This window comes from Iodobacter sp. BJB302 (assembly GCF_002735645.1).
Taxonomy (GTDB): domain Bacteria; phylum Pseudomonadota; class Gammaproteobacteria; order Burkholderiales; family Chitinibacteraceae; genus Iodobacter.
The window spans coordinates 1-22331 of record NZ_PDZG01000001.1; the positions used below are offsets into that span (position 1 = coordinate 1).

17 protein-coding genes are annotated in these 22331 nt (G+C 49.1%); 10 read left to right on the forward strand and 7 right to left on the reverse strand.

Annotated elements, in window-relative coordinates; genetic code table 11:
• Window positions 1-26: 26 nt before the first annotated feature.
• Entirely contained in the window at window positions 27-326 is a 300-nt protein-coding gene (locus tag CSQ88_RS00005) for a hypothetical protein (RefSeq protein WP_099396074.1), read from the reverse strand.
• A 584-nt stretch (window positions 327-910) separates the two neighbouring features.
• Here CSQ88_RS00005 and CSQ88_RS23125 point away from each other — a divergent pair.
• Both CSQ88_RS23125 and CSQ88_RS00015 read left to right on the forward strand, forming a co-directional pair.
• On the forward strand, window positions 911-1069 hold the full coding sequence (locus CSQ88_RS23125) for a hypothetical protein (RefSeq protein WP_218962960.1): 159 nt from the start codon (window positions 911-913) through the stop codon (window positions 1067-1069).
• Window positions 1070-1175: 106 nt separating this feature from the next.
• A complete protein-coding gene (locus CSQ88_RS00015; protein ID WP_099396075.1) occupies window positions 1176-1892 on the forward strand; it encodes an MgtC/SapB family protein in 717 nt (238 codons plus the stop codon).
• 47 nt (window positions 1893-1939) lie between these two features.
• On the opposite strand, the gene adhE is transcribed toward CSQ88_RS00015, so the two are convergent.
• Window positions 1940-4567: a bifunctional acetaldehyde-CoA/alcohol dehydrogenase gene (adhE, locus tag CSQ88_RS00020; RefSeq protein ID WP_099396076.1), complete on the reverse strand. Its 2628-nt coding sequence runs from the start codon at window positions 4565-4567 to the stop codon at window positions 1940-1942.
• 650 nt (window positions 4568-5217) lie between these two features.
• Here adhE and CSQ88_RS00025 point away from each other — a divergent pair.
• The gene (locus tag CSQ88_RS00025) at window positions 5218-5502 is read left to right on the forward strand and encodes a hypothetical protein (protein WP_046350134.1); all 285 of its coding nucleotides are present in this window, start codon (window positions 5218-5220) and stop codon (window positions 5500-5502) included.
• A gap of 62 nt (window positions 5503-5564) precedes the next feature.
• On the opposite strand, the gene CSQ88_RS00030 is transcribed toward CSQ88_RS00025, so the two are convergent.
• Window positions 5565-6131 carry a phasin family protein gene (locus CSQ88_RS00030; protein ID WP_099396077.1) on the reverse strand — a complete coding sequence of 189 codons (567 nt, stop codon included), beginning with the start codon at window positions 6129-6131 and terminating at the stop codon, window positions 5565-5567.
• Between the two features lie 119 nt (window positions 6132-6250).
• Complete coding sequence (locus CSQ88_RS23610; RefSeq protein WP_099396078.1) at window positions 6251-6424, reverse strand: putative motility protein; 174 nt, start codon at window positions 6422-6424, stop codon at window positions 6251-6253.
• Between the two features lie 123 nt (window positions 6425-6547).
• Between CSQ88_RS23610 and dnaE the strand changes: the two genes are divergently transcribed.
• The 4 genes from dnaE to CSQ88_RS00055 all read left to right on the forward strand — a co-directional run bounded on the left by dnaE (window position 6548) and on the right by CSQ88_RS00055 (window position 13849).
• Complete coding sequence (gene dnaE / locus CSQ88_RS00040; protein WP_099396079.1) at window positions 6548-9985, forward strand: DNA polymerase III subunit alpha; 3438 nt, start codon at window positions 6548-6550, stop codon at window positions 9983-9985.
• A gap of 98 nt (window positions 9986-10083) precedes the next feature.
• The gene (locus CSQ88_RS00045; RefSeq protein ID WP_099396080.1) at window positions 10084-12354 is read left to right on the forward strand and encodes an NADP-dependent malic enzyme; all 2271 of its coding nucleotides are present in this window, start codon (window positions 10084-10086) and stop codon (window positions 12352-12354) included.
• An 89-nt stretch (window positions 12355-12443) separates the two neighbouring features.
• Window positions 12444-12689 (forward strand): PhaM family polyhydroxyalkanoate granule multifunctional regulatory protein, encoded by a 246-nt coding sequence (locus CSQ88_RS00050; protein ID WP_099396081.1) that lies wholly within the window; start codon window positions 12444-12446, stop codon window positions 12687-12689.
• Window positions 12686-13849, forward strand: coding sequence for a murein transglycosylase A (locus tag CSQ88_RS00055; protein WP_099396082.1), 1164 nt, complete (start codon window positions 12686-12688; stop codon window positions 13847-13849). The genes CSQ88_RS00050 and CSQ88_RS00055 overlap by 4 nt, the downstream gene beginning before the upstream one ends.
• Window positions 13850-13972: 123 nt before the next feature.
• On the opposite strand, the gene CSQ88_RS00060 is transcribed toward CSQ88_RS00055, so the two are convergent.
• The 3 genes from CSQ88_RS00060 to acnB form a co-directional block, all read right to left on the reverse strand.
• A complete protein-coding gene (locus CSQ88_RS00060) occupies window positions 13973-14572 on the reverse strand; it encodes a porin family protein (protein ID WP_180273468.1) in 600 nt (199 codons plus the stop codon).
• 53 nt (window positions 14573-14625) lie between these two features.
• Window positions 14626-15735 (reverse strand): aromatic ring-hydroxylating dioxygenase subunit alpha, encoded by a 1110-nt coding sequence (locus CSQ88_RS00065; RefSeq protein WP_099396084.1) that lies wholly within the window; start codon window positions 15733-15735, stop codon window positions 14626-14628.
• A gap of 233 nt (window positions 15736-15968) precedes the next feature.
• The gene (gene acnB / locus CSQ88_RS00070; protein WP_099396085.1) at window positions 15969-18542 is read right to left on the reverse strand and encodes a bifunctional aconitate hydratase 2/2-methylisocitrate dehydratase; all 2574 of its coding nucleotides are present in this window, start codon (window positions 18540-18542) and stop codon (window positions 15969-15971) included.
• A gap of 389 nt (window positions 18543-18931) precedes the next feature.
• On the opposite strand from acnB, the gene CSQ88_RS00075 reads away from it, so the two are divergent.
• The 3 genes from CSQ88_RS00075 to CSQ88_RS00085 all read left to right on the forward strand — a co-directional run bounded on the left by CSQ88_RS00075 (window position 18932) and on the right by CSQ88_RS00085 (window position 22320).
• A complete protein-coding gene (locus tag CSQ88_RS00075; protein WP_099396086.1) occupies window positions 18932-20461 on the forward strand; it encodes a DEAD/DEAH box helicase in 1530 nt (509 codons plus the stop codon).
• Between the two features lie 114 nt (window positions 20462-20575).
• Entirely contained in the window at window positions 20576-21091 is a 516-nt protein-coding gene (locus tag CSQ88_RS00080; RefSeq protein ID WP_143449366.1) for a GNAT family N-acetyltransferase, read from the forward strand.
• Window positions 21092-21144: 53 nt separating this feature from the next.
• Window positions 21145-22320, forward strand: coding sequence for a DUF2863 family protein (locus CSQ88_RS00085; RefSeq protein ID WP_099396088.1), 1176 nt, complete (start codon window positions 21145-21147; stop codon window positions 22318-22320).
• Window positions 22321-22331 lie beyond the last annotated feature (11 nt).

The following is a 22331-nucleotide window of genomic DNA, read 5'->3' on the forward strand; positions in this document are numbered from 1 at the left end:
CAAGAGCAAAGAGGCAGGAAGCTGCATTAGGCCAGCCCTCTGATCAGCTGTGCCAGCCATTCTGGGGCGATATTGGCGGGTAGCTCTAGTCGACAATGAGAGTGGGTAAGCACCATCACGGGGCTTTTAGGCCATTGTGCGGCGACCAGCGTCAGCGGTTGTTCTTGAGCCGTGCTGGTAGATTTATTGCTGCGCGCAATCCAATAGCTAAGCGTCGCCAGTTTGAGGTGGTGCAATCGACAAAAAGCACTTTGCGACAAGCCGCTCTCCCGCCACTGAGCCACGCGCAGTAGCCACTCCCCGCGCCGCGTCTGCAAATCCCCCATAAATCCTCCTGCTTGATAAAAACCTCAGCATGACGAAAAAAGGAAAGGGCGTTTAGATGGGAGGGCTAGGCGCTTACACCATATGCGCCTGGCAGGTTTTTCGTTGTATTGCTTACTGAGATGATTTGTAAAATTTGCACATTACCTCCCCGTGCGGACGTTTTTTCTCTGAAGGCGTATGGTTCACCCGTCAATATTATATGGAGGCCCCTCGTGGACAGTTAAGTCGTCGATCTTCTATCGATCGCTAGCGGCAAGGTTGCATTCTGCCGTTATCTTGCCGCATTGACGGTAACGATGACTGTTAAGCATCCGGATCAGGATTGCTTGCCTACGCCATCCCCATTTTTTGGCACTTAGCGCGGAGTGATTTTTGATGGCGTGAAACCATCATCAATAGCGTGTCTCAACGTCGCCATTTTGCCGTGACGAAGGTATGCATATGCGCCTGATTAACAATCGTTTATTGAATTTCTAATTTGCACAGTCATTATTTTAATCGGGCTGGTTTATTGAATGCATATTGTCTCAAACACTGGCGGTGAACTTATTACGCACACGTAAATTGCCATTTATTCAAAGCCGTGCCGCATGGCCTTGCTGGCCGTGACTGCACTAATTATGGCGATTGGTATTTTGTTGCCTATGCCCCTTGGGCGCATTACTTCAAGCTGCAGGCATTGCCTTTGGCCTATTTTCCTTGCCTGATTGCTATTTTGCTGGGCTATATCACGCTCACGTAAATCATGAAGGGTATTTACGCAAGGCGTTATGGCTGGCAGTAATTCTTAAATGAACCAGGGGCAAGATTCATTCTTGCCCTTATTGATTCGCTAAAAGGAGCTGCGCATGCATTTTTCGCAGAGTTTTGATCTAAACCTGTTGTTTAATTCTTTTTTAAATTTGAGTACCGCTTTTATTCTGGGCTCAATCATCGGTTATGAGCGGCAGTACCGGCAGCGCACTGCCGGTTTGCGCACCAATACTCTGGTATCGCTGGCTGCTGCCGTGTTTGTGGGGCTGGCTTACCGTTTAAACGGGCCAAGCAGTGCCGCACATGTTGCCGCCTACGTGGTTTCTGGCGTAGGGTTTTTGGGTGCAGGTACCATTATGAAAGAGGGGCTGAATGTGCGCGGGCTGAATACCGCCGCCACATTGTGGGGCTCTGCGGCTGTTGGCGCCTGCGCAGGGGCTGGCATGATTGCAGACGCGCTGATGGCTGCGGTATTTGTGCTGGCGGCCAATACTTTATTACGCCCCGTAGTGAACGCCATTAACCGCACGCCGGTTAACGATCAGACAGGCGAGGTGAGTTACCAGATCTGTATGATTGTGGATGGCGACAGGCAAAAACATGCTTTAAGTGCGCTGGAGTCCCTGCTGGAACAAGCTCAGTACCCCCTTGGGGATCTGGATGTGGAGCCTTTTGGCGATGATGACGTCGAAATCACGGCCACGTTGCTTTCTACTTCGGTGGATTCGGGCAAGCTGGATGCCCTGATCGCACAAATGACCAAGCGCCCGTATATCAAGCAAGTCTTCTGGAATTTGTCTGCGGCAGAATAAAGCGCAAAAAAAACCCGCATTGGCGGGGTTTTCTATCAGCTCGGTGCTTATTTAGCAGCTTGCTCTTCACGCAGATGGTTTTCTACAAAAGCGTTACCGTAGTAGCTGTCCAGCAAGAGTTGTTTCAGCTCTGAAATCAATGGGTAACGCGGGTTAGCACCGGTACATTGATCGTCAAACGCTTCTTCAGCCAGTTGATCCACTTTAGAGAGGAACAGCGCTTCAGGTACACCCGCTTCTTTAATCGAAGCAGGTATTTGAATCGTTGTTTTCAGCTCTTCAACCCAGGCAATCAGGTTTGCTACTTTTTGCTCATCATTCTTGCCGCCAAGGCCAAGGTGTTCAGCAATATCAGCATAACGGCAACGCGCTTGCGGGCGATCGTACTGGCTGAATGCAGTTTGCTTGGTTGGAATGTCTGCCGAATTGAAACGAATTACGTTAGAAATCAGCAGGGCATTGGCCAGACCGTGTGCCAGATGGAACTCTGCACCCAGCTTATGCGCCATGGAGTGACAAACCCCCAGGAATGCATTGGCAAACGCAATACCGGCGATGGTTGAAGCATTGTGTACCAGCTCGCGTGCTTTTGGATCTTTTGCACCATTAATATAAGACGATGGTAAGTTTTCTTTCAGCAGTTTCAGTGACTGCAGTGCCTGCGGATCAGAGTACTCATTTGCCAATACGGATACATAAGCTTCTAAAGCGTGTGTTACCGCATCAATCCCACCAAAGGCAGTCAGGCTTTTTGGCATATTCATCACTAAATCGGCATCAATAATCGCCATGTTTGGTGTGAGCTCGTAATCGGCAATCGGGTATTTCATGCCGGTTTTTTCATCTGTAACCACCGCAAACGGGGTCACTTCTGAGCCAGTACCTGATGTGGTTGGAATCGCAACCAGTTCAGCTTTGATGCCCATTTTAGGGAACTTGTAAATACGCTTAGTGATATCCATAAAGCGCAGGGCAAGGTCTTCAAAGTGAACTTCAGGATGCTCGTACATCACCCACATAATTTTTGCCGCATCCATTGGCGAGCCGCCACCTAGCGCAATAATTACGTCAGGTTTAAACATGTTCAACGAATGCACGCCTTTACGAACCACTTCTAATGTCGGATCGGCTTCAACTTCGTGGAATACTTCGACTTCCATGCCCATTTGCTTCAGCACTTTGATGGTTTCATCGCAGTAGCCATTGGCAAACAGGTAAGGTCCGGTCACAACAGTTGCACGTTTTTTGCCAGTCAGATCAGCAAGGGCAAATGGCAGACAACCACGACGGAAGTAGATGTTTTTAGGAAGTTTGTGCCACAACATGTTTTCGGCCCGTTTAGCGACAGTTTTGGTGTTGATCAGGTGTTTTGGACCCACGTTCTCAGAGATCGAATTACCCCCCCATGAACCACAACCCAGCGTTAACGACGGAGCCAGCTTAAAGTTGTACAAGTCGCCAATCCCGCCTTGCGAAGCAGGGGAGTTAATCAGAATACGGGCAGTTTTCATTTTGTCGCCAAAATAAGCAATGCGTTCGTGCTGCTGATCCTGATCGGTATAAAGCGCGGAGGTATGGCCAATCCCACCCAGAGCAACCAATGCTTCAGCCTTGGATACGGCCTCGTAAAAGTCTTTAGCGCGGTACATGGCTAAAGTCGGGGATAGTTTTTCGTGAGCAAAAGCTTCTTCTTCGCCGGTTGATGTGACTTCAGCAATCAGAATCTTTGTGTAACTAGGCACTTTAATACCGGCCATTTCTGCAATCTTAACTGCAGCCTGACCCACAACACCTGCATTCAGATTGCCCTCAATCAGAATAACTTTACGCACAGCTTCAGCTTCTTTCTTGCTTAAGATATGGCCACCACTTTGCGCAAAACGGGCTTTCATTGCTTCATAAACACTGTCAACCACGATGACAGATTGCTCAGAGGCACACACAACGCCGTTATCGAAGGTTTTGGACATTAGAATAGAAGCAACAGCGCGTTTGATGTCAGCGGTTTCATCGATCACAACCGGTGTATTGCCAGCCCCCACACCAATGGCTGGCTTGCCGGATGAGTAGGCTGCACGAACCATGCCCGGGCCGCCTGTGGCCAAAATAAGGTTGATGTCTTTGTGTTTCATCAGCTGGTTAGACAGCTCAACAGTTGGCTGATCAATCCAGCCGATAATATCGCGTGGCGCGCCAGCCGCTACAGCTGCATCCAGCACAATACGTGCTGCTTCACAGGTTGAGCCTTTTGCACGCGGGTGTGGGCTGAAAACAATACCATTACGGGTTTTAAGTGCAATCAGCGCTTTAAAAATGGCGGTAGAAGTAGGGTTGGTTGTTGGCACGATCCCGCAAATGATCCCGATAGGCTCTGCGATAGTGATAATGCCGTACGCGTCATCCTGAGACAAAATGCCGCAGGTTTTTTCATCTTTGTACGCGTTATAAATATATTCAGAAGCAAAGTGATTTTTAATTACTTTATCTTCAAGTACGCCCATGCCAGTTTCTGCAACGGCAAGCTTGGCCAGTGGCAAGCGCGCATCTGCGGCAGCCAGTGCAGCGGCACGGAAAATCTTGTCAACTTGTTCTTGTGAGTATGTAGCAAAAAGCTGCTGCGCTTTTTTAACCCGCGCCATCAGTGCATCGAGTTCTTGAATGTTAGAAACAGTCATTTTTCATCTCCAGAGAAACTGTATAAACGGCTTTAAAATCACTAATCAATTGGGACCTGCGAACTTGCTGCTGGTTCACATGGGTAAAGCGAACATCTACAGAATATACCGGGCAGCCTAAGGCCACTTGATAAATATCAAACTGCATTTGATCATTTTATATTTGTTCGCATAATGTATATTATGTAAAGTTAAATACATCGGATCTTAGCGGCAATGTTATTCTTATCAACCCTTCATCAACGCTATGCTGCCGTACTGAAATAATAAGATCCTTCGTTGATTTAAAGGATGATTTTGAAGGCCAGTAAAAAACCCTAGCGCTTCAGGTGCTAAAAAGCCATGAGTGTTAAGCTGTCTATAACGCTCTGCAGTATGAATGTTGAAATTTTAATTCCTTGAATCAGGATTTGTATGCTGATTTTTTCTATGCTTAAGTGAAGTTCAGTATTTATTCCTAATGTTTTATTGAGACCTTTCCAGGGGCAAAGTAAATATTCATCAGGCCTGAAATGCTTGCCATGCCTTTGTTCTATTGGTGTTTGTAGTTGTCAATCCATTGGCTGGGGTAAAAGCTACACATTCAAAACGTGACAACTGACACATTCAGTCACTAAAATGGCGTCCGCCTTAAATGATCACAAAGTAATATGCGTCAGATCGAAGATACTAAAACTGCTGAATTACCCGGCATGCCGACGGCTAAGAGACGTGGGCGCCCTCCTCTTGGGGAGCGCGCCATGACGGCTGCTGAGCGCCAGAGAGCCAGCAGAAAAGCCCGTTTTCAGGCGGGTTTAAAAAATATGAGTTTAACAACACCCGTGCAATTTAATGCAATGGTGGATATTGCTACGCGTGAAAAACTAAAGCGCGTTGCTGCAGAACAGGGTTTAACGATGGGGCAATTGCTTGATCGTCTGATTGAACAACTATGATCAATCTTTTAGCCATAAAAAAAGACACCTTGCGGTGTCTTTTTTTATTTAAAACGAATGGCTTATGCCGATGCTTTTGTAGCAACGACTTTTGCGCCCGCTTCAGCTGCATTTACAGTTGCGCTGACTAATTCGGATGCGATTTTTTGACCTGTTTTAGAAACAGCGTCATAGGTATTGCTGGCCGTTTCAACAACGTTACGCAGTGCATTAACTGCCACACCTGAACCCGCTGGAGCGTTTTCAGTGGCTTTATCTAAAGTAGCCAGCAAGTTTTTGTTGAATTCTAAAACTTGCTCTTCGATCAGGCTGTTTAATTCTTGTTGTGTTGCGCTTGCAGCGTCAAATACATTGCGTGCCACTGCTAGGCTTTTTTCAACTGAAGGCTGCGCAAGCTGGCGCTGGAAAGCCACCAAACCTTGAACATCTTTTACGGCAGACAATGTTTTGGTTGTTTCTGCATTTTCAGCGATTAAATCGCGGGTAATGCCAATTTGCAGGTTAACTAAACGTTCTACACTGCTCAGTGCGATATTTGTAAGGCGCAGGGATTTTTCCAAATTAGCCTGGCCAAAATCAGCAAATTGCTTAGGATTGAATTGTGGGGTTTTAAACAGGTCTTTAAACATGGTGGTTTCTCCGGTTGTGCAGTGCAACAATGCAATTCATTATGGAGGCATTACCCACCCGGAGTCAAACCATTTTGTGCAGTGCAACAAAATATTCAGGCCGCCCTGAAAAAAACACACTAAGCCCTTGTATCTACAAGACTTCCAAGCCCGGAAGGATTGTTGCATTTTGGCGCTTCAGGTACAGCGCTGAGTAAACTTAAGGCAGATTGTGCCTGTATATCCATCGATTTTTTAGCCATCATCAGTGCCGCTGTATTTTGCACTGTGGCGCTGCTTGCAGAAACTTCCATAAAACACCTCACAGCAAGGATTTAGTGGCCTTATTCTAGCACTCAGAGGGGCGATATGCTGTGTGAAATGATCTGTGCGATGTTTCCTGTGGCTCAAAGCGCGATGAGTGATAAAATGCCGCGATGAATTCGCCCTCCTTTATCCATTTACGCCTCCATTCCGAGTTTTCAGTCACCGACGGCATCGTGCGCCTGGATGATGCGGTTAAAGCCGCAAAATCTGGCGGCATGCCCGCGCTTGGTGTTTCTGATTTAATGAATCTCTTTGGAATGGTGAAGCATTACAAAGCCTGCCGTGAAGCGGGGATTAAACCCATTGTTGGTATTGATGCATGGGTTGAAAACCCGGAAGACCGGGACGTCCCCTTCCGTATTCTGCTTATTTGCAAAAGCCGCGCAGGATACGGGCGGCTTTGCGACTTATTATCGAATGCATTTCGGAACAACCAGTATCGTGGCCGGGCCGAGCTGAAAAAAGAATGGCTCACTGAAGGGGATAACAGCGAGCTGATTTGCCTCTCTGGCGCAAGCCTGGGGGAAATTGGCCAGCTTCTGATCGGCGGGCAGTACGATGCAGCCCTCGCGGCCACCCGCTGGTGGGCAGACACTTTTCCTGATCGTTTTTATCTGGAGTTGCAACGCAGGGGGTTTCCTACCTGCGAGCCCAGTGTGCAAGGCCATCTGGATTTAGCCTCTGATCTCGATCTGCCCGTTGTCGCCACTCATCCCGTGCAATTTATGGACAGGGATGACTTTAAAGCGCACGAAGCACGTGTCTGTATTGCAGAAGGCAATATGGTGTCGGATAAACGCCGCCCCCGCCTGTTTACTGAAGAGCAATATTTCAAATCGGCCAGCGAAATGGCCGAATTATTTGCAGACGTGCCTGAAGCACTTGCCAATAGTGTTGCCATTGCCGAGCGCTGTAATTTATCAGTGACGCTTGGCAAAAACTATTTGCCAGATTTCCCTACACCTGATGGCATGACGCTGGATGATTTTCTGGTATTTGAAGCAAAGCGGGGTCTTGAAACCCGTCTGCAGCTGCTATATCCGGATGAAGCCAAACGGGATGCCGAGCGCCCGCGTTATTTAGACCGGCTGAAATTTGAAACAGATACCATTGTGCAAATGGGCTTCCCCGGCTACTTCCTGATCGTTGCCGACTTTATTATCTGGGCCAAACACAATGGCTGCCCTGTGGGGCCGGGCCGTGGTTCGGGTGCGGGATCTTTGGTGGCGTACAGCCTTGGCATTACCGACATTGACCCTACTGCTTACGCCCTGCTCTTCGAGCGCTTTCTGAACCCGGAACGCGTCTCCATGCCCGACTTCGATATCGACTTTTGTCAGGAAAACCGCTGGCGCGTGATCGAGTATGTGCGTGAAAAATATGGCGTAGAAGCGGTCAGCCAGATTGCTACCTTCGGTACCATGGCCGCCAAAGCCGTAGTACGGGATGTGGGCCGCGTGCTTGATTTGCCTTATATGTTTTGTGATGGCTTATCCAAGCTGATTCCTGCTGCGCCGGGCAAGCAGTACAGTCTTGATGATGCGCTGGAAATGGAGCCCATTTTAAAGCAGCGGGTTGAAACAGAAGACGAAGTTAAAGAGCTTTGGGTGCTGGCCAAAAAGCTGGAAGGTCTGACGCGTAATATTGGTATGCATGCCGGGGGCGTTTTGATTGCGCCGGGCAAAATTACTGACTTCTGCCCTATTTATCTGGCCTCTGGCGCGGATTCTTCGCCTGTTTCCATGCTGGATAAAGACGACGTTGAAAAAATCGGTCTGGTGAAGTTCGACTTTTTGGGTTTACGCAACTTAACCATTATCGAGCTGGCACTCAGCTATATCCGTGATATGGAAGGCAGTGCGCCTGATTTAATGCTGCTGGGCTTTGAAGACCAGGCCGCTTATAAGATTTTCCGCGACGCCAATACCACGGCCGTGTTTCAGGTGGAATCGGACGGGATGAAGCGCTTGCTGGCCAAGCTGAAGCCAGACCGCTTTGAAGATATTATTGCGGTATTGGCGCTTTACCGCCCTGGCCCATTGGGCTCCGGGATGGTAGACACCTTTATTAATCGTAAAAATAAACTGGAAGAAGTGGATTACTTCCACCCAGACCTGACGGCTTGTCTCGACCCGACCTATGGCGTGATCGTGTATCAAGAGCAGGTGATGCAGATCTCCCAGATTATCGGTGGCTATACTCTGGGTGGCGCGGATATGCTACGCCGGGCTATGGGTAAGAAAAAACCGGAAGAAATGGCCGAGCACCGGGAAAAAATAGCCCAGGGCGCTGCGCTCAAAGGGTACGACCCGAAGCTTGCCGAGCAGCTGTTTGACTTGATGGCGAAGTTTGCCGAATACGGTTTTAATAAATCGCATACGGCCGCCTATGCCGTGGTTTCCTATCATACGGCATGGCTGAAAGCGCACCACTGTGCCGCTTTTATGGCCGCCACGATGAGCTCGGAGCTGGATAACACCGATCAGCTAAAAGTGTTCTACGACGACAGTGTTGAAACGAACAAACTCATTTTATTGCCGCCCGATGTCAATCAAAGTTTTCACAAGTTTGTGCCGGTTTCCCGCAAGGAAATCCGCTATGCATTGGGGGCCATTAAAGGTGTGGGCGAATCTGCCGTACAAATGATTGTTCGTGAACGGGAAGCCAACGGCCCCTTTACTGATTTATACGATTTTTGCCGCCGCACCGAAAAGCGCGAGGTGAATAAGCGCACCCTCGAAGCTTTAATTCGTGCGGGGGCATTTGATCAGCTGGACCCGCACCGTGCGCGGCTTCTGGCCAATGTAGAGCAGGCGATGGCGCTGGCGGAGAGCGAAGCGGCCAATAAAAATCAATCCAGCCTGTTTGATATGCTTGAGGCTGTTGATGTACCCCAGGTTGCCTTAATTGAAGTGCCGGAGTGGGATGAGCGCATTAAGCTGGCCGAAGAGAAAAATGCCGTCGGGTTTTATATTTCTGGCCACCCCTTTGATGCCCATGCCAAAGGGATTCGTCAGTTTATTAAATCATCACTTGAGCGGCTGGAGCCAAGCCGTACACCGCAAATGATTACCGGCATTGTGAGTGGCTTACGCATTAAAAACGGTGACCGGGGCCGGATGGCTTTTGTCACGCTGGATGATGGCAAATCTCGCCGGGATGTCACCGTTTATTCAGAAGTATTTGAAGCCAACCGGAACAAAATCAAGGAAGACACGCTCTTAGTGATAGAGGGTAAGGTTTCTGAGGATAGGTTTTCAGGGGGCTTACGTATTATTGCTGATACTATTTATGATATTGCAGAGGCGCGCAGTCGTTTTGCGCGCAGTATGACTTTGGGCATGCGCCAGGGGATGGATGCTCAAAGGCTAAAAAGCTTGCTTTCACTTCATCGCGGCGGCGAGTGCCCTGTTGAGGTGGATTATCAAAATGCCGAAGCCGCATGCACTCTTTCTCTTGGTGAAAGCTGGAGAGTTACATTGCATGATGAACTACTGGCAGAATTAAAAAGTTGGTTAGGAAATGAAAGTGTTTCAGTGAAGTATTAGTAAAATATTTAACAACTACTGAAACACCTGATTACAAGCGCTTTAAAGAAAGCACAGCATCTATATAAGCTCATCAGCTTTTGACAAGGGATACAAATATGGACGAAGAAATTCGCAAGAAAGCCCTCGAATATCACCGCTTTCCAAAGCCGGGTAAGATTCAGGTCTCGCCTACCAAGGCTTTATCCAGCCAGCGCGATTTAGCACTGGCCTACTCTCCTGGCGTTGCGGCTGCATGCGATGCCATCGTTGAAGATCCTAACGAAGCGCGAAATCTTACAGCGCGTGGCAATTTAGTCGCGGTCATCACCAATGGCACTGCAGTACTCGGTTTGGGCGATATTGGCCCGTTGGCGAGCAAGCCAGTCATGGAAGGCAAAGGCGTACTCTTTAAAAAGTTTGCCGGTATTGATGTATTCGATATCGAAATCGAAGAAAAAGACCCGGAAAAACTCGTTGAAATTATTGCTTCGCTGGAGCCTACTTTCGGCGGTATTAACTTAGAAGACATCAAAGCGCCAGAATGCTTCTACGTTGAAAAAATGCTGCGTGAGCGGATGAAAATCCCGGTTTTCCATGATGACCAGCACGGCACGGCGATTATTGTTGGTGCGGCGGTAATCAATGGCTTACGCCTGATCGGTAAAAAAATTAATGAAGTAAAACTGGTTGCATCAGGAGCAGGTGCGGCTGCTATTGCATGCCTTGATTTGCTTGTTTCTTTGGGCGTAAAGCGTGAAAACGTAACCGTTTGCGATTCCAAAGGCGTTATTTATACGGGCCGTGGCCCGCTGGATGAAACCAAGCAACGCTATGCGCAAAATACTGAATCCCGTACGCTGAAAGATGCGCTTGTGGGTGCAGATATTTTCTTGGGCTTATCTGGCGCAGGATTGGTAACAGGCGACATGATTCAGCTGATGTCGGCTACCCCGCTGATTCTGGCGCTGGCTAATCCGGATCCGGAAATCACGCCACCGGATGCGCGTGCTGCACGCAGCGATGCCATTGTTTGCACTGGCCGTTCAGATTATCCAAACCAAGTAAACAACGTTCTTTGCTTCCCCTTTATTTTCCGCGGAGCGCTGGATGTTGGCGCAACCACGATTAATGAAGCCATGAAGCATGCGGCAGTTAACGCCATTGCAGAGCTGGCGCATGCCGAGCAATCTGATGTGGTGGCTGATGCCTACAGCGGCCAGAACTTAAGCTTTGGCCCTGATTACCTGATTCCAAAACCATTTGATCCGCGTCTGATCATTAAAATTGCGCCTGCAGTTGCACGCGCAGCAATGGAATCTGGCGTAGCAACCCGCCCGATTGAAGATTGGGGCGTGTATATCGAAGAGCTGACGCAATTCGTTTACAAATCCAATTTATTCATGCGCCCGGTATTTACAGCAGCGAAAAAAGCCAATAAACGGGTTATTTTCTGCGAAGGTGAAGATGAGCGCGTCCTGCATGCAGTGCAGGAAGTCGTGGATATGGGTGTTTGCCAGCCTATTATCATTGGCCGCCCTGCTATTATCGAAAAGCGCATCGAAAAGCTGGGCTTACGCATCAAAGCGGGCGTTGATTTTCAGTTATGCAACCAGGAAGACGATCCGCGCTATCGCGAATACTGGATGGAATACCACGACATTATGAAGCGTCGTGGTGTGGCAGAAGAGCTGGCTAAAGCAGAAGTTCGCCGCAAAACCACTCTGATCGGTGCTTTGATGCTGAAGCGTGGCGAAGCCGATGCCATGATTTGTGGCACTTATGGTCAGTACCAGCGCCATCACTGGTATGTAAGCAATGTATTGGGCTTACGTAAAGACGCCAAAGTAACGGCGGCGATGAATGCACTGCTCTTGCCTACAGGTAATGTATTTATCACTGATACTTACGTTAACCAGGATCCAAACCCGGAAGAGCTGGCTGAAATCACCATAATGGCGGCAGACACCGTACGCAAGTTTGGTATTCAGCCTAAAGTGGCTCTGCTCAGCCATTCTAATTTTGGCAGTATGGATACGCCTTCTGCACGTAAAATGCGCGCTACTCTGGCCATTTTGCGTGAGCGGGCACCTGATCTTGAAGTCGATGGTGAAATGCATGGCGACGCGGCTTTATCTGCAGCCGTGCGTCAGCAGGTATTCCCAACATCCACGCTGAAAGGTGAAGCCAATCTGTTGATTATGCCGAACCTAGATTCCGCAAATATTTCTTTCAATTTATTGAAAATGACTTGCGGTGACGGGGTAACCATTGGCCCGATGTTAATGGGCTTAGCAGCACCTGTACATATTCTGACGCCTACAGCATCGGTACGCCGTATTGTGAATATGGCGGCATTAGCCGCTGTTGAAGCAGCAGCACGCGACTAAGCAGCGATATAAGCCCTGCCCCCTGATTCATGATTATTTGACTAAATCAGGGGCTTGGGCTTTTTTTATTTTTCAGCAAGGGGAACAATATGAGTGAATATAATCCTAATGATCCATTCGGCTTATTTTCCCAATTTTTCAAGCCAGCAGCGGGCAATCCCTTTACACCGCCCATGACGATTGAAGAAATAGACCGAAAAATTGCAGAATGCCGCACTGTTGAACAGTGGCTTTCTATGCAGGTTGGTATGCTGCAAATGACCATTAAAACCCTTGAAATGCAAAAAGCAGGGATTACTGCCTTTAAGCAAGGACTTGATCCAAAGGAACCATGATTTATATTCGCTCAGCCCGTTCCCTCAGCCTCGCCGCCATCGCAGCGGGGCTTTTTACTGCCTGTGCTACTGCACCAGTCCCCTTGCCTGCCAAGCCATCCACACCATCGGTCACAGAACCCCAAACGGCTTTACCTTATCAGCAGAGCACCTGGCAAAACCTGCCCAACTGGCCCGGGGACGATCTGGCCTCAAGCTTTGCTACATGGAAAAAATCCTGCGCCAAGCTGCGCCAGGAGCCCTGGCTGGCGCTATGTAAAAAAGCCAGCAACATTAGTGCGCAAGATGCACGTCAGTTTATTGAATCTAACTTTACCCCCTATCATCTGACCAATCCTGATGGCAGCCAGACAGGACTCATTACCGGTTACTACGAACCTGTGTATCCGGGAAGCACTCAAAAAACCAATCGCGCAATTTATCCTGTCTATGCGCCGCCTAAAGATATGATTACCGTAGAGCTGGCAGAGCTTTATCCTGAGCTAAAAGGAAAGCGCGTGCGCGGACGTCTGGCCGGCAATAAATTACTACCCTACTTCAGCCGCAGCGATATTGTTAAGAAAAACATTGATGCGCCTGTGCTGGCATGGCTGGAAAGCCCGATGGATGTACAGTTTTTGCAAATTCAAGGATCCGGGCGTGTTCGTCTGAATGAGGGTAACGAGCTTCGTCTGGGATACGCCGACCAAAATGGTCACCCCTATAAACCAGTAGGACGCTGGCTGGTGGAGCAAGGCGAGCTGAAAGCGGCAGATGTTTCGATGCAGTCTATCAGAAGCTGGGCAGATGCACACCCCGATCGCATTGAAAACCTGCTGGACAGCAACCCAAGCTATGTCTTTTTTCGTACCCTGCCCCCTTCTAATGAGGGGCCGGTTGGCGCACAAAATATCCCCCTGACTGCTGGCTTCAGCATTGCCGTGGATAAAAACGTGATCCCACTGGGTAGTATGAGTTTTATTGCCACGGATCGGCCGGACAATGGCGGAGGCATTCACAGGCTGGTAGCAGCGCAAGATACCGGCGGGGCTATACGCGGCACAATAAGGGCTGATTTCTTTTGGGGAACGGGCGATGCGGCAGGTGAGCTGGCTGGGAAAATGAAGCAAAGCGGCCAGCTGTGGCTGATTTGGCCTAAAAATCTGGCCTTGCCTGATTAACAATTAAATTGGCTACTGCGTTACAGTAGCCAATAAAAATAATTTCTTCTGTTTAGAACAATTCAATATCAATTCAATATAAAAACAAGCGCTATAAAAAACATCCAATGAATCAGACTGACTTTAAAAGTGATAACCAACGCCTAAAAGCCATGTTGTTACTTTCGCTTTATTATAATACTGACCTTCAAACTTCATAGACCAACTTTGCCCCAGCCTCATTCGGGTACCAGCGCCAAAATTAGTATCTGTCTCCGAGTAATCGGCATATTTTTTTTGGCTGCTGGAAAACAGGGTCCGCCCCACGCCCAACTTTGCATATAAATCAAAGCGCTCATTCAAAGGCAAATTGCCGACAAGAGAAATACCGTAATAACTCTCAGGGGTATATTTCACTTTTTCCTCAAACCAACCAGCGAATATTGGCGTTACCAAACCTAAACCGACAAACTGTCCTTCAATCGCTAAATTAGCATTAATCTGATAAGCCAGTTGAGCAGAAAACGCAACGTCAAGATCAGATTCAGCAGAATATTGAGACCTTCCGGCAGAGAGATCAGCCATAAAACCCGGCCGAATTTCTGCATTGGCAGAAGAGACCATTAATATATAACCAAGCGCAACAAGTAAACGCATAAACACCCCTGTTAACTTTATTTCTATTGTTTTTGAAGGAGGGGTGATTATGCCATTTAAATATCGCAAATACAGCAATGCTTTCAATAAAATTTCAAACCCCAACAAAAACAGTAATTGACTTTATTGGGGGATTAATTTCAGCGTAAAGCAGATCCTAATTCCCGTCTTAAAAAAGCATGGAAATGGCGCATTCCATCTTCCATCGGGCTTTGGTACGGGCCAACTTCATTGCGCCCTGCGGCATACAGCGCACTTCGCCCCGCTTCCATTCTGCGAATAATATCCTGATCTTCTACTGCCGTTTCAGCATATGCCGCTTGCTCAGCCGCTAATAATTCAGGCTCAAACCACGCAATATCTTCAGGGTAATAAAATTCCACTACATTTTTATAGCTGCGGGTCCCTGTTGGGATAATGGTTGAAATGACTAAAGTATGGGGATACCACTCCACCATAATATTGGGATAATAAGTCAGCCAAATTGCCCCGTGTTTTGGGGCTTTCCCCTGGCCATAGCGCATGAGTTCGGCATGCCAGTCTGCATAGACTTTAGAGCCGGGTTTAGCTAATGCATTATGAACGCCAACCGTCTGCACCGAATACCAATCGCCAAATTCCCATGCCAGATCAGCGCACTCAACAAAGCGGCCTAAACCCGGATGGTATGGATCTACATGATAATCTTCTAAATAAACTTCAATAAAGGTTTTCCAATTGCCTTCATATTCATCCACCACTACGCTATGAAAAACGTATTTAGAAAAATCTAAATCTTTTGCAACGCCTAAATTTTTTAAATCGCCTTCAATATCGCGGCCGGATTCAAACAATAAGCCATTCCATGCTTGCAATGGTGTATTGGGCAAATGCAGGCAAGGATTTTTTTTAAAATGAGGCGCGCCAAGCAGCTCGCCTTTAGCGTCGTATGTCCAGCGATGGATCGGGCAGACGGTGTGCGTCTGATTGCCACGCCCTTCCAGCATCAGCGCCTGGCGGTGGCGGCAAATATTAGAAAGAAGGCTTACACCATCCTGATTACGCTTTAAATATCGTGCGGCGTTATCTGCTTCTAAAACATGATAATCGCCCACTTCGGGCACCATCAGCTCATGGCCGATATAGCGCGGGCCTTTCGCAAATAAAAGGGCTTGTTCTACTTGATAAAGCTGCTCATCAAAATAAGCGCTTACTGGTAATTGTGAATCGATTGTGTCTTGCACAACGGCAATGTTTGCCAGATTAGACATATCCCACACCCCCGAAAAGAGAAGGTTGGTCTTGCCACTGCCGCTGTATCCACAGCGAACATCAGATGGGTGGGCAAGCCATCAATAAAAAAGCCGGGCATGGCGCCCGACTCGCAAAGGATCGTGATTTTCGCCGAAACAAGCTACTTTAGGCAAGTTATCTTGCGAAATCATCTAAAAAGCCACCACTTCATATGGCAAGTGGCGGCTTCGTTTTTATTACATCACTACGATTACTTCACTTCTGCTGCAATATCGCTATAGCTTTTGATTTGATCAAAATTTAAGTAGCGGTACACTTCAGACGATTTTTGCTCAAGAATGCCAATGTTTGCTAGGTATTCTGCATGCGTTGGAATCTTGCCCAGCATCGCGCAAACCGAAGCCAGCTCGGCAGACCCCAGATAAACACGGGTATCAATCCCCAGGCGGTTCGGGAAGTTACGTGTTGAGGTGGAAAACGCAGTCGAGCCCTTACGCACTTGTGCTTGGTTACCCATGCACAATGAGCAGCCCGGCATTTCCATACGCGCGCCGGTGCGGCCTAATACGCCGTAATGACCTTCTTCGGTCAGCTGCTGTGCATCCATTTTGGTCGGTGGAGCAATCCATAAACGAACCGGGATATCGCTCTTGCCTTCAAGTAACTTGGAAGCAGCACGGAAGTGACCGATATTGGTCATGCAAGAGCCGATAAACACTTCATCAATGGTGTCGCCAGCCACTTCAGACAAGAACTTCACATCATCTGGGTCGTTCGGGCAAGCGACGATAGGCTCTTTGATATCCGCCAGATCAATTTCGATAATCGTCGCGTATTCCGCATCTGCATCGGGTTGCATCAGTACCGGATTGGTCAGCCATTCTTCCATCGCGGCAATACGGCGTGCCAGAGTGCGGGCATCTGCATAGCCTTCAGCAATCATCCACTTCATCAGTGTGATGTTTGATGTGAGGTATTCAGCGATCGGTTCTTTATCCAGCTGTACCGAACAACCCGCGGCCGAGCGCTCAGCGGAAGCATCGGACAATTCAAAGGCTTGCTCAACTTTCAGCTTAGGCAGGCCTTCGATTTCCAGAATGCGGCCAGAGAAAATATTTTTCTTACCTTTTTTCTCTACCGTGAGCATGCCTTGCTTGATGGCGTACAGCGGGATGGCATTGACTAAGTCACGCAGGGTAATGCCTGGCTGCATTTCACCCTTAAAGCGCACCAGCACCGATTCAGGCATATCCAGTGGCATCACACCAGTTGCTGCAGCAAAAGCCACTAAGCCAGAGCCGGCCGGGAAGGAAATACCAATCGGGAAGCGGGTGTGGCTGTCGCCACCTGTGCCGACGGTATCTGGTAACAGCAAGCGGTTTAGCCATGAGTGAATCACGCCATCACCCGGACGCAGCGATACACCGCCACGGGTCGAGATGAATTCTGGCAATTCGTGGTGCATTTTGACATCCACTGGCTTTGGGTAAGCCGCGGTATGGCAGAACGATTGCATCACCAGATCAGCAGAGAAGCCAAGGCAGGCCAAGTCTTTCAGCTCATCACGGGTCATCGGGCCAGTAGTGTCTTGCGAACCCACCGAAGTCATGCGTGGCTCACAATAGGTACCAGGACGAACGCCGGTCACACCACAGGCTTTACCGACCATCTTCTGCGCCAGGCTAAAGCCTTTACCAGAATCAACCGGGGCAACCGGGCGTTTGAATACGGCAGATGGCACTAGGCCCAGGGCTTCGCGTGCTTTATCAGTTAAACCACGACCAATAATCAATGGAATACGGCCACCAGCGCGCACTTCATCCAGCAGCACGTCGGTTTTCAGGCTAAAGGTTGAAACAACCGCGCCGTTTTTCTCGATTTTGCCTTCCAGTGGGTAAACATCGATCACATCACCGGTTTCAAGCGTAGAAACATCCACTTCAATCGGCAAGGCACCTGCGTCTTCCATGGTATTAAAGAAGATAGGGGCAATCTTTGTACCTAAGCAGAAACCACCAAAGCGCTTGTTTGGCACATAAGGAATATCGTCGCCGGTAAACCACAGCACTGAATTGGTTGCCGATTTACGTGAAGAACCTGTCCCAACCACATCGCCAACATAAGCAATTTTGTGGCCTTTGGCTTTTAGCGCATCCAGTTGTTTAATCGGGCCAACGCTGCCTGGCTGATCAGCTTCAATACCCGGGCGTGGGTTTTTGAGCATGGCAAGCGCGTGCAATGGGATATCCGGGCGTGACCAAGCATCCGGGGCTGGCGACAAATCATCGGTATTGGTTTCGCCAGACACTTTAAATACAGTCAGTGTTACTTTTTCTGGCACAGCCGGTCGGCTGGTAAACCATTCCGCATCGGCCCATGATTGTAAAACTTGCTTAGCAAAAGCGTTGCCTGCATCGGCTTTGGTTTTAACATCATGGAATGCATCAAACATCAATAATGTTTTAGATAAAGCAGCTGCGGCAATCGCGGCAACGGCTTCGTCATCCAATAAATCAACCAGCGGAGCAATATTAAAGCCGCCTAACATCGTGCCCAATAGTTCAGTCGCCTGAGCACGGCTGATTAAACTGCAGACTTCCGTGCCGTGCGCAACTGCAGCTAAATAGGATGCCTTCACTTTTGCTGCGTTATCTACACCGGCAGGAACGCGGTAAGTAATCAGGTCGACAAGAAAGGCCTCTTCCCCTTTTGGTGGGTTTTTCAACAACTCGATGAGATCGGTTGTTTGCGACACATTCAGTGGAAGCGCTGGGATACCCTGTGCTGCGCGCTCTGCAACATGCTGACGATAGACTTCTAGCACGGTTGGACCTTTCAAGTGATGATGGGAGAATGTCTGTTAAAACTCAGACTAGTGACATTTTACCTGTCTGGCTTTTAGATGTGAATCAAAGTGTAACTACTTTTACCACACTACAATGTAATAAGGAGCGGCGAAGCGCCGCCATTTAACGGGTCATGCTGCGGGCTGCTTCGATTTAGCTTGCAATTTTGTTTGTCTATCGGTATGATCCGCAACCTTCTTTGTGCTTTAGCACAAATCCCCATCGTACCCTGACCTTCCCCCGCCTGTGCTGTATGAGATGCGGATTGACCGGTTAGCGTCGATGTAACGCTGACGGCCGATTTCCGTATTTAATTCCGGAATGCGCCCGTCTTCCCGCTCGCCGGGATATATTCAAAGGAATATTCATGCCACATCGCGAAACTCATTCTGAAACCGCTGTTAACGCTTTTGCCGAAATGGGCCTTGCCACCGAACTGGTGCAAGAATTAGCTAAACTCGGTATCACTACTCCAACCCCAGTGCAAGCCGCTGCTATTCCACAACTGATGGCTGGCCATGATGTGATGGCTTCTGCACAAACGGGTACAGGTAAGACTGCAGCATTCTTGCTGCCAGCGCTGCATAAATTATTTAAACCAGCCAAGCACAATGCACGCGGCCCACGCGTTCTTGTTCTTACTCCAACTCGTGAACTTGCTGAGCAAGTTGCTAAAGTTGCGACAGACTACTGCAAACTGATCCCACGTTGCAAGGTTGCTTGCGTAGTGGGTGGTGTTCCTTACCCAGTTCAAAACCGTATGCTGGCACAACCTTACGAAGTATTGGTTGCAACACCTGGCCGTTTATCAGACCTGATGCGCGGTGGCCGTATTGATTTCGGCCGTCTGGACATGCTGGTACTGGACGAAGCTGACCGCATGCTGGACATGGGTTTTATTGACGAAGTTGAAGCCATTGTTTCTGCAATGCCTAAAGACCGCCAGACCGCCCTGTTCTCTGCCACCTTATCAGAAACTGTTCAGCGCTTTGCCGGCCCAATGCTGCGTGACCCGCGTCTGGTTGAAATGGAAGTTACCGTTAATGCTCAGCCACAAATCGAGCAAGCCGTTCATTACGCTGATGGTTACGAACACAAACAAAAACTGGTTGCTGCCCTGCTGAAAGATGCGAGCGAAACACAATCGATCGTATTTACCGCAACAAAAGCAGATGCCGATGGCCTTGCCGAATGGCTGAAGCTGGAAGGCTTCCGTGCTGCAGCAATGCACGGAGACTTAGCTCAGCGCGATCGCCGCCGCACGTTAGATCGTTTACGCCGCGCAGAGATCGACATTCTGGTTGCAACTGACGTTGCCGCTCGTGGTATTGACGTTGCCGGTATTGGCCTGGTTCTGAATTTCGACCTGCCACGTTTTGCTGAAGATTATATTCACCGCGTAGGTCGCACTGGTCGTGCCGGTCGTACAGGTAAAGCCATCTCCCTCGTGACCAAAAACGATTTCATGTTGCTGACACGCATTCGTCGTCGTTACAACATCGATTTCGGCACAGTATCTTTACCAGGCCTTGAAGCACGCTTCAAGCCAGGTCAGGGTGGTAATGGTGGCGGTGGTTACGGCGATCGCAAACCATCCGGCGGCTATAAAGGCAAGCGTCCTCATGGTGGCGGCGGTGGTTACGCAGGTGCCAGCACTGGTGGCTACGCGGGCAATGGCGGTGGCTACGGCGACAAGCGTCGTAACGACTCCCGTGGCGCAGATACACGCGGTGCAGGCAGCGAATCCCGTGAATCCCGCGGCAGCTTCGGCGGCGGCGCACACAACCCAAACAGCAATCCGGGCAGCTTCCGCAGCGGCAGCCGTGATGGCGGCGCTCCACGCGCTGAACGTCCGGCCGGCAATGGCGAAACACGTCAACGCCGCGCCAGCTGGTAATTGAGTAATCTGATTATCTTCTGGCCCGTTTACAGAGGCATCTAAGCCAGTGCTTTTAGATTAAATCAACAGCCCATTCCTTACAGATGGGCTGTTTTTACTTTTGAGCCCGCCTTGAAAATTAAGCAAAGCGTACAAATCCGCCCTCTTAGCCCTTCAGATATCCAGGCGATAATGGCCATTCAAAGTGCCTGCTACCCAAGCGCACTTCTGGAAGATGCTGCACATTTAGTCTGCAAACAACAACAATCCCCTTCCAGCTGCTGGGTTGCCACAAAAGAGCGTAAAGTGGTCGCTTATTTATTCAGCCACCCTTGGTGCGGCGATACCCCGCCCGATTTAAATTCCGCACTACCACCCGCAAATACCCACCAACCCATCTATTATCTTCATGATCTTGCTGTACATCCACAAGCACGGGGACTGGGACTGGCTCAGCAGCTGATAGACACCGCTTTCTCTTGGGCAAAACAATACGCCTTTACACAAATCAGGCTGATTGCCATCGCGGGTACTGCGCCATTCTGGCTAAAGCAAGGATTTAAGCCTGTTTTTCCGCTTAACGAGCAAATACTAAATAAGCTTTCCGATTACGGACCAGACACGCACTATCTTGAAGTGATGATCTGACTGATCTGCGCCCTGCATAATAAAATGATCAACTCATAAAATAAGACGAGACAATGATTAAACGCCCCCGCACCGTTCGCCGCAGCCGTGGTGCTGCTGAAGCAGATGAATTAATCCATATCGCAAGCAGCCTTTCGATATCTTGCACCTTGGTGGAAGATCGTTTCTGGCAAGACAAACTGACGCAACTGGTTGAAGAAATTCTGGTCGATGAAGACGAGGACACATTAAACAGCGCCCTTGATACGCTTTCAAAAACAGATCCGCAGGCCTGGAATGAGCTGGCAGATATTGTTGAGGCGTGCACAGAAACACATCATGTGATGATTGATCAGCAAGATGGCCAGAGTGTCATGTTTGCCATCCCCCTTTTGGCGTGGTCTCGTTTCAGCATCCCTTCAGGGCCGCTTGGTGCAGAAAGAATAGAAAGCTTGCGCAAGCATTTAGCAGAGCAGGTGTTTGCCAGGGGCACGCTTTTTTCCCTGGCAGATTTTTTATTCAGCCCGGATCAACTACCCCAGGGTTATTGCAATACTGCAAAACTGAGCAAAATGCTGGCAACGCTCAGTACAGAAAACGGCACACTGGCCTGCGAGCAGGCAAGCAGCGCCGAACCCGCCACTTTTTTAACTGATACCCGCTACCTGCTGGGCGCCGTAACCGCCCCGGTTGGCCATGCTTTATTTCGCTGGCAGGAAGAAGATGGCGTGCGCAAAGACATCCTCAGCCAATGGCAGAAGCAAGGCGTTCAATCCCTGCAATCTTTATTTGCCGGTTGCGCTATGGAATCACTCACACCGCTTTCTTATTTTGCAGCCTGGCGCGAATCAGACCGCGCATCAAGAGGCTATTCATTAAAGGCGACCATTTCATTTTTGCAGCTGCCACTCAATATTGAAGCACGCCAGCTCACCTGCGTAATTGCGGCATGCCACGGACGCCGCCTGGAAGAATACAGAATTGGCTTTATCCGCCGCAATGAAGAACCAATGCTGCACGGCGTAGTCTGGCCACTACTGGATGGCGAAGACGAACACACAGACTGCATTGCTGATATAGAATCCATTCTGCGTGAGGCAGGCATCAATGATATTGTGATTCATGAGCACACCTTTCCAATGGATCAGTGCGATGACTGTGGAAATCCGCTATTCCCTGATTTAGACGGCGATTTGTTGCATATAGAAACACCCGAAAGCAGCGATACGCCATCACCGCACCTGCATTAACCCCACGGCAG

Coding starts and splice junctions, on each gene's coding strand:
- CSQ88_RS00005 (WP_099396074.1), bottom strand. CDS start 326: ATGGGGGATTTGCAGACGCGGCGCGGGGAGTGGCTACTGCGCGTGGCT.
- CSQ88_RS00015 (WP_099396075.1), top strand. CDS start 1,176: ATGCATTTTTCGCAGAGTTTTGATCTAAACCTGTTGTTTAATTCTTTT.
- adhE (WP_099396076.1), bottom strand. CDS start 4,567: ATGACTGTTTCTAACATTCAAGAACTCGATGCACTGATGGCGCGGGTT.
- CSQ88_RS00025 (WP_046350134.1), top strand. CDS start 5,218: ATGCGTCAGATCGAAGATACTAAAACTGCTGAATTACCCGGCATGCCG.
- CSQ88_RS00030 (WP_099396077.1), bottom strand. CDS start 6,131: ATGTTTAAAGACCTGTTTAAAACCCCACAATTCAATCCTAAGCAATTT.
- CSQ88_RS23610 (WP_099396078.1), bottom strand. CDS start 6,424: ATGGAAGTTTCTGCAAGCAGCGCCACAGTGCAAAATACAGCGGCACTG.
- dnaE (WP_099396079.1), top strand. CDS start 6,548: ATGAATTCGCCCTCCTTTATCCATTTACGCCTCCATTCCGAGTTTTCA.
- CSQ88_RS00045 (WP_099396080.1), top strand. CDS start 10,084: ATGGACGAAGAAATTCGCAAGAAAGCCCTCGAATATCACCGCTTTCCA.
- CSQ88_RS00050 (WP_099396081.1), top strand. CDS start 12,444: ATGAGTGAATATAATCCTAATGATCCATTCGGCTTATTTTCCCAATTT.
- CSQ88_RS00055 (WP_099396082.1), top strand. CDS start 12,686: ATGATTTATATTCGCTCAGCCCGTTCCCTCAGCCTCGCCGCCATCGCA.
- CSQ88_RS00065 (WP_099396084.1), bottom strand. CDS start 15,735: ATGTCTAATCTGGCAAACATTGCCGTTGTGCAAGACACAATCGATTCA.
- CSQ88_RS00075 (WP_099396086.1), top strand. CDS start 18,932: ATGCCACATCGCGAAACTCATTCTGAAACCGCTGTTAACGCTTTTGCC.
- CSQ88_RS00085 (WP_099396088.1), top strand. CDS start 21,145: ATGATTAAACGCCCCCGCACCGTTCGCCGCAGCCGTGGTGCTGCTGAA.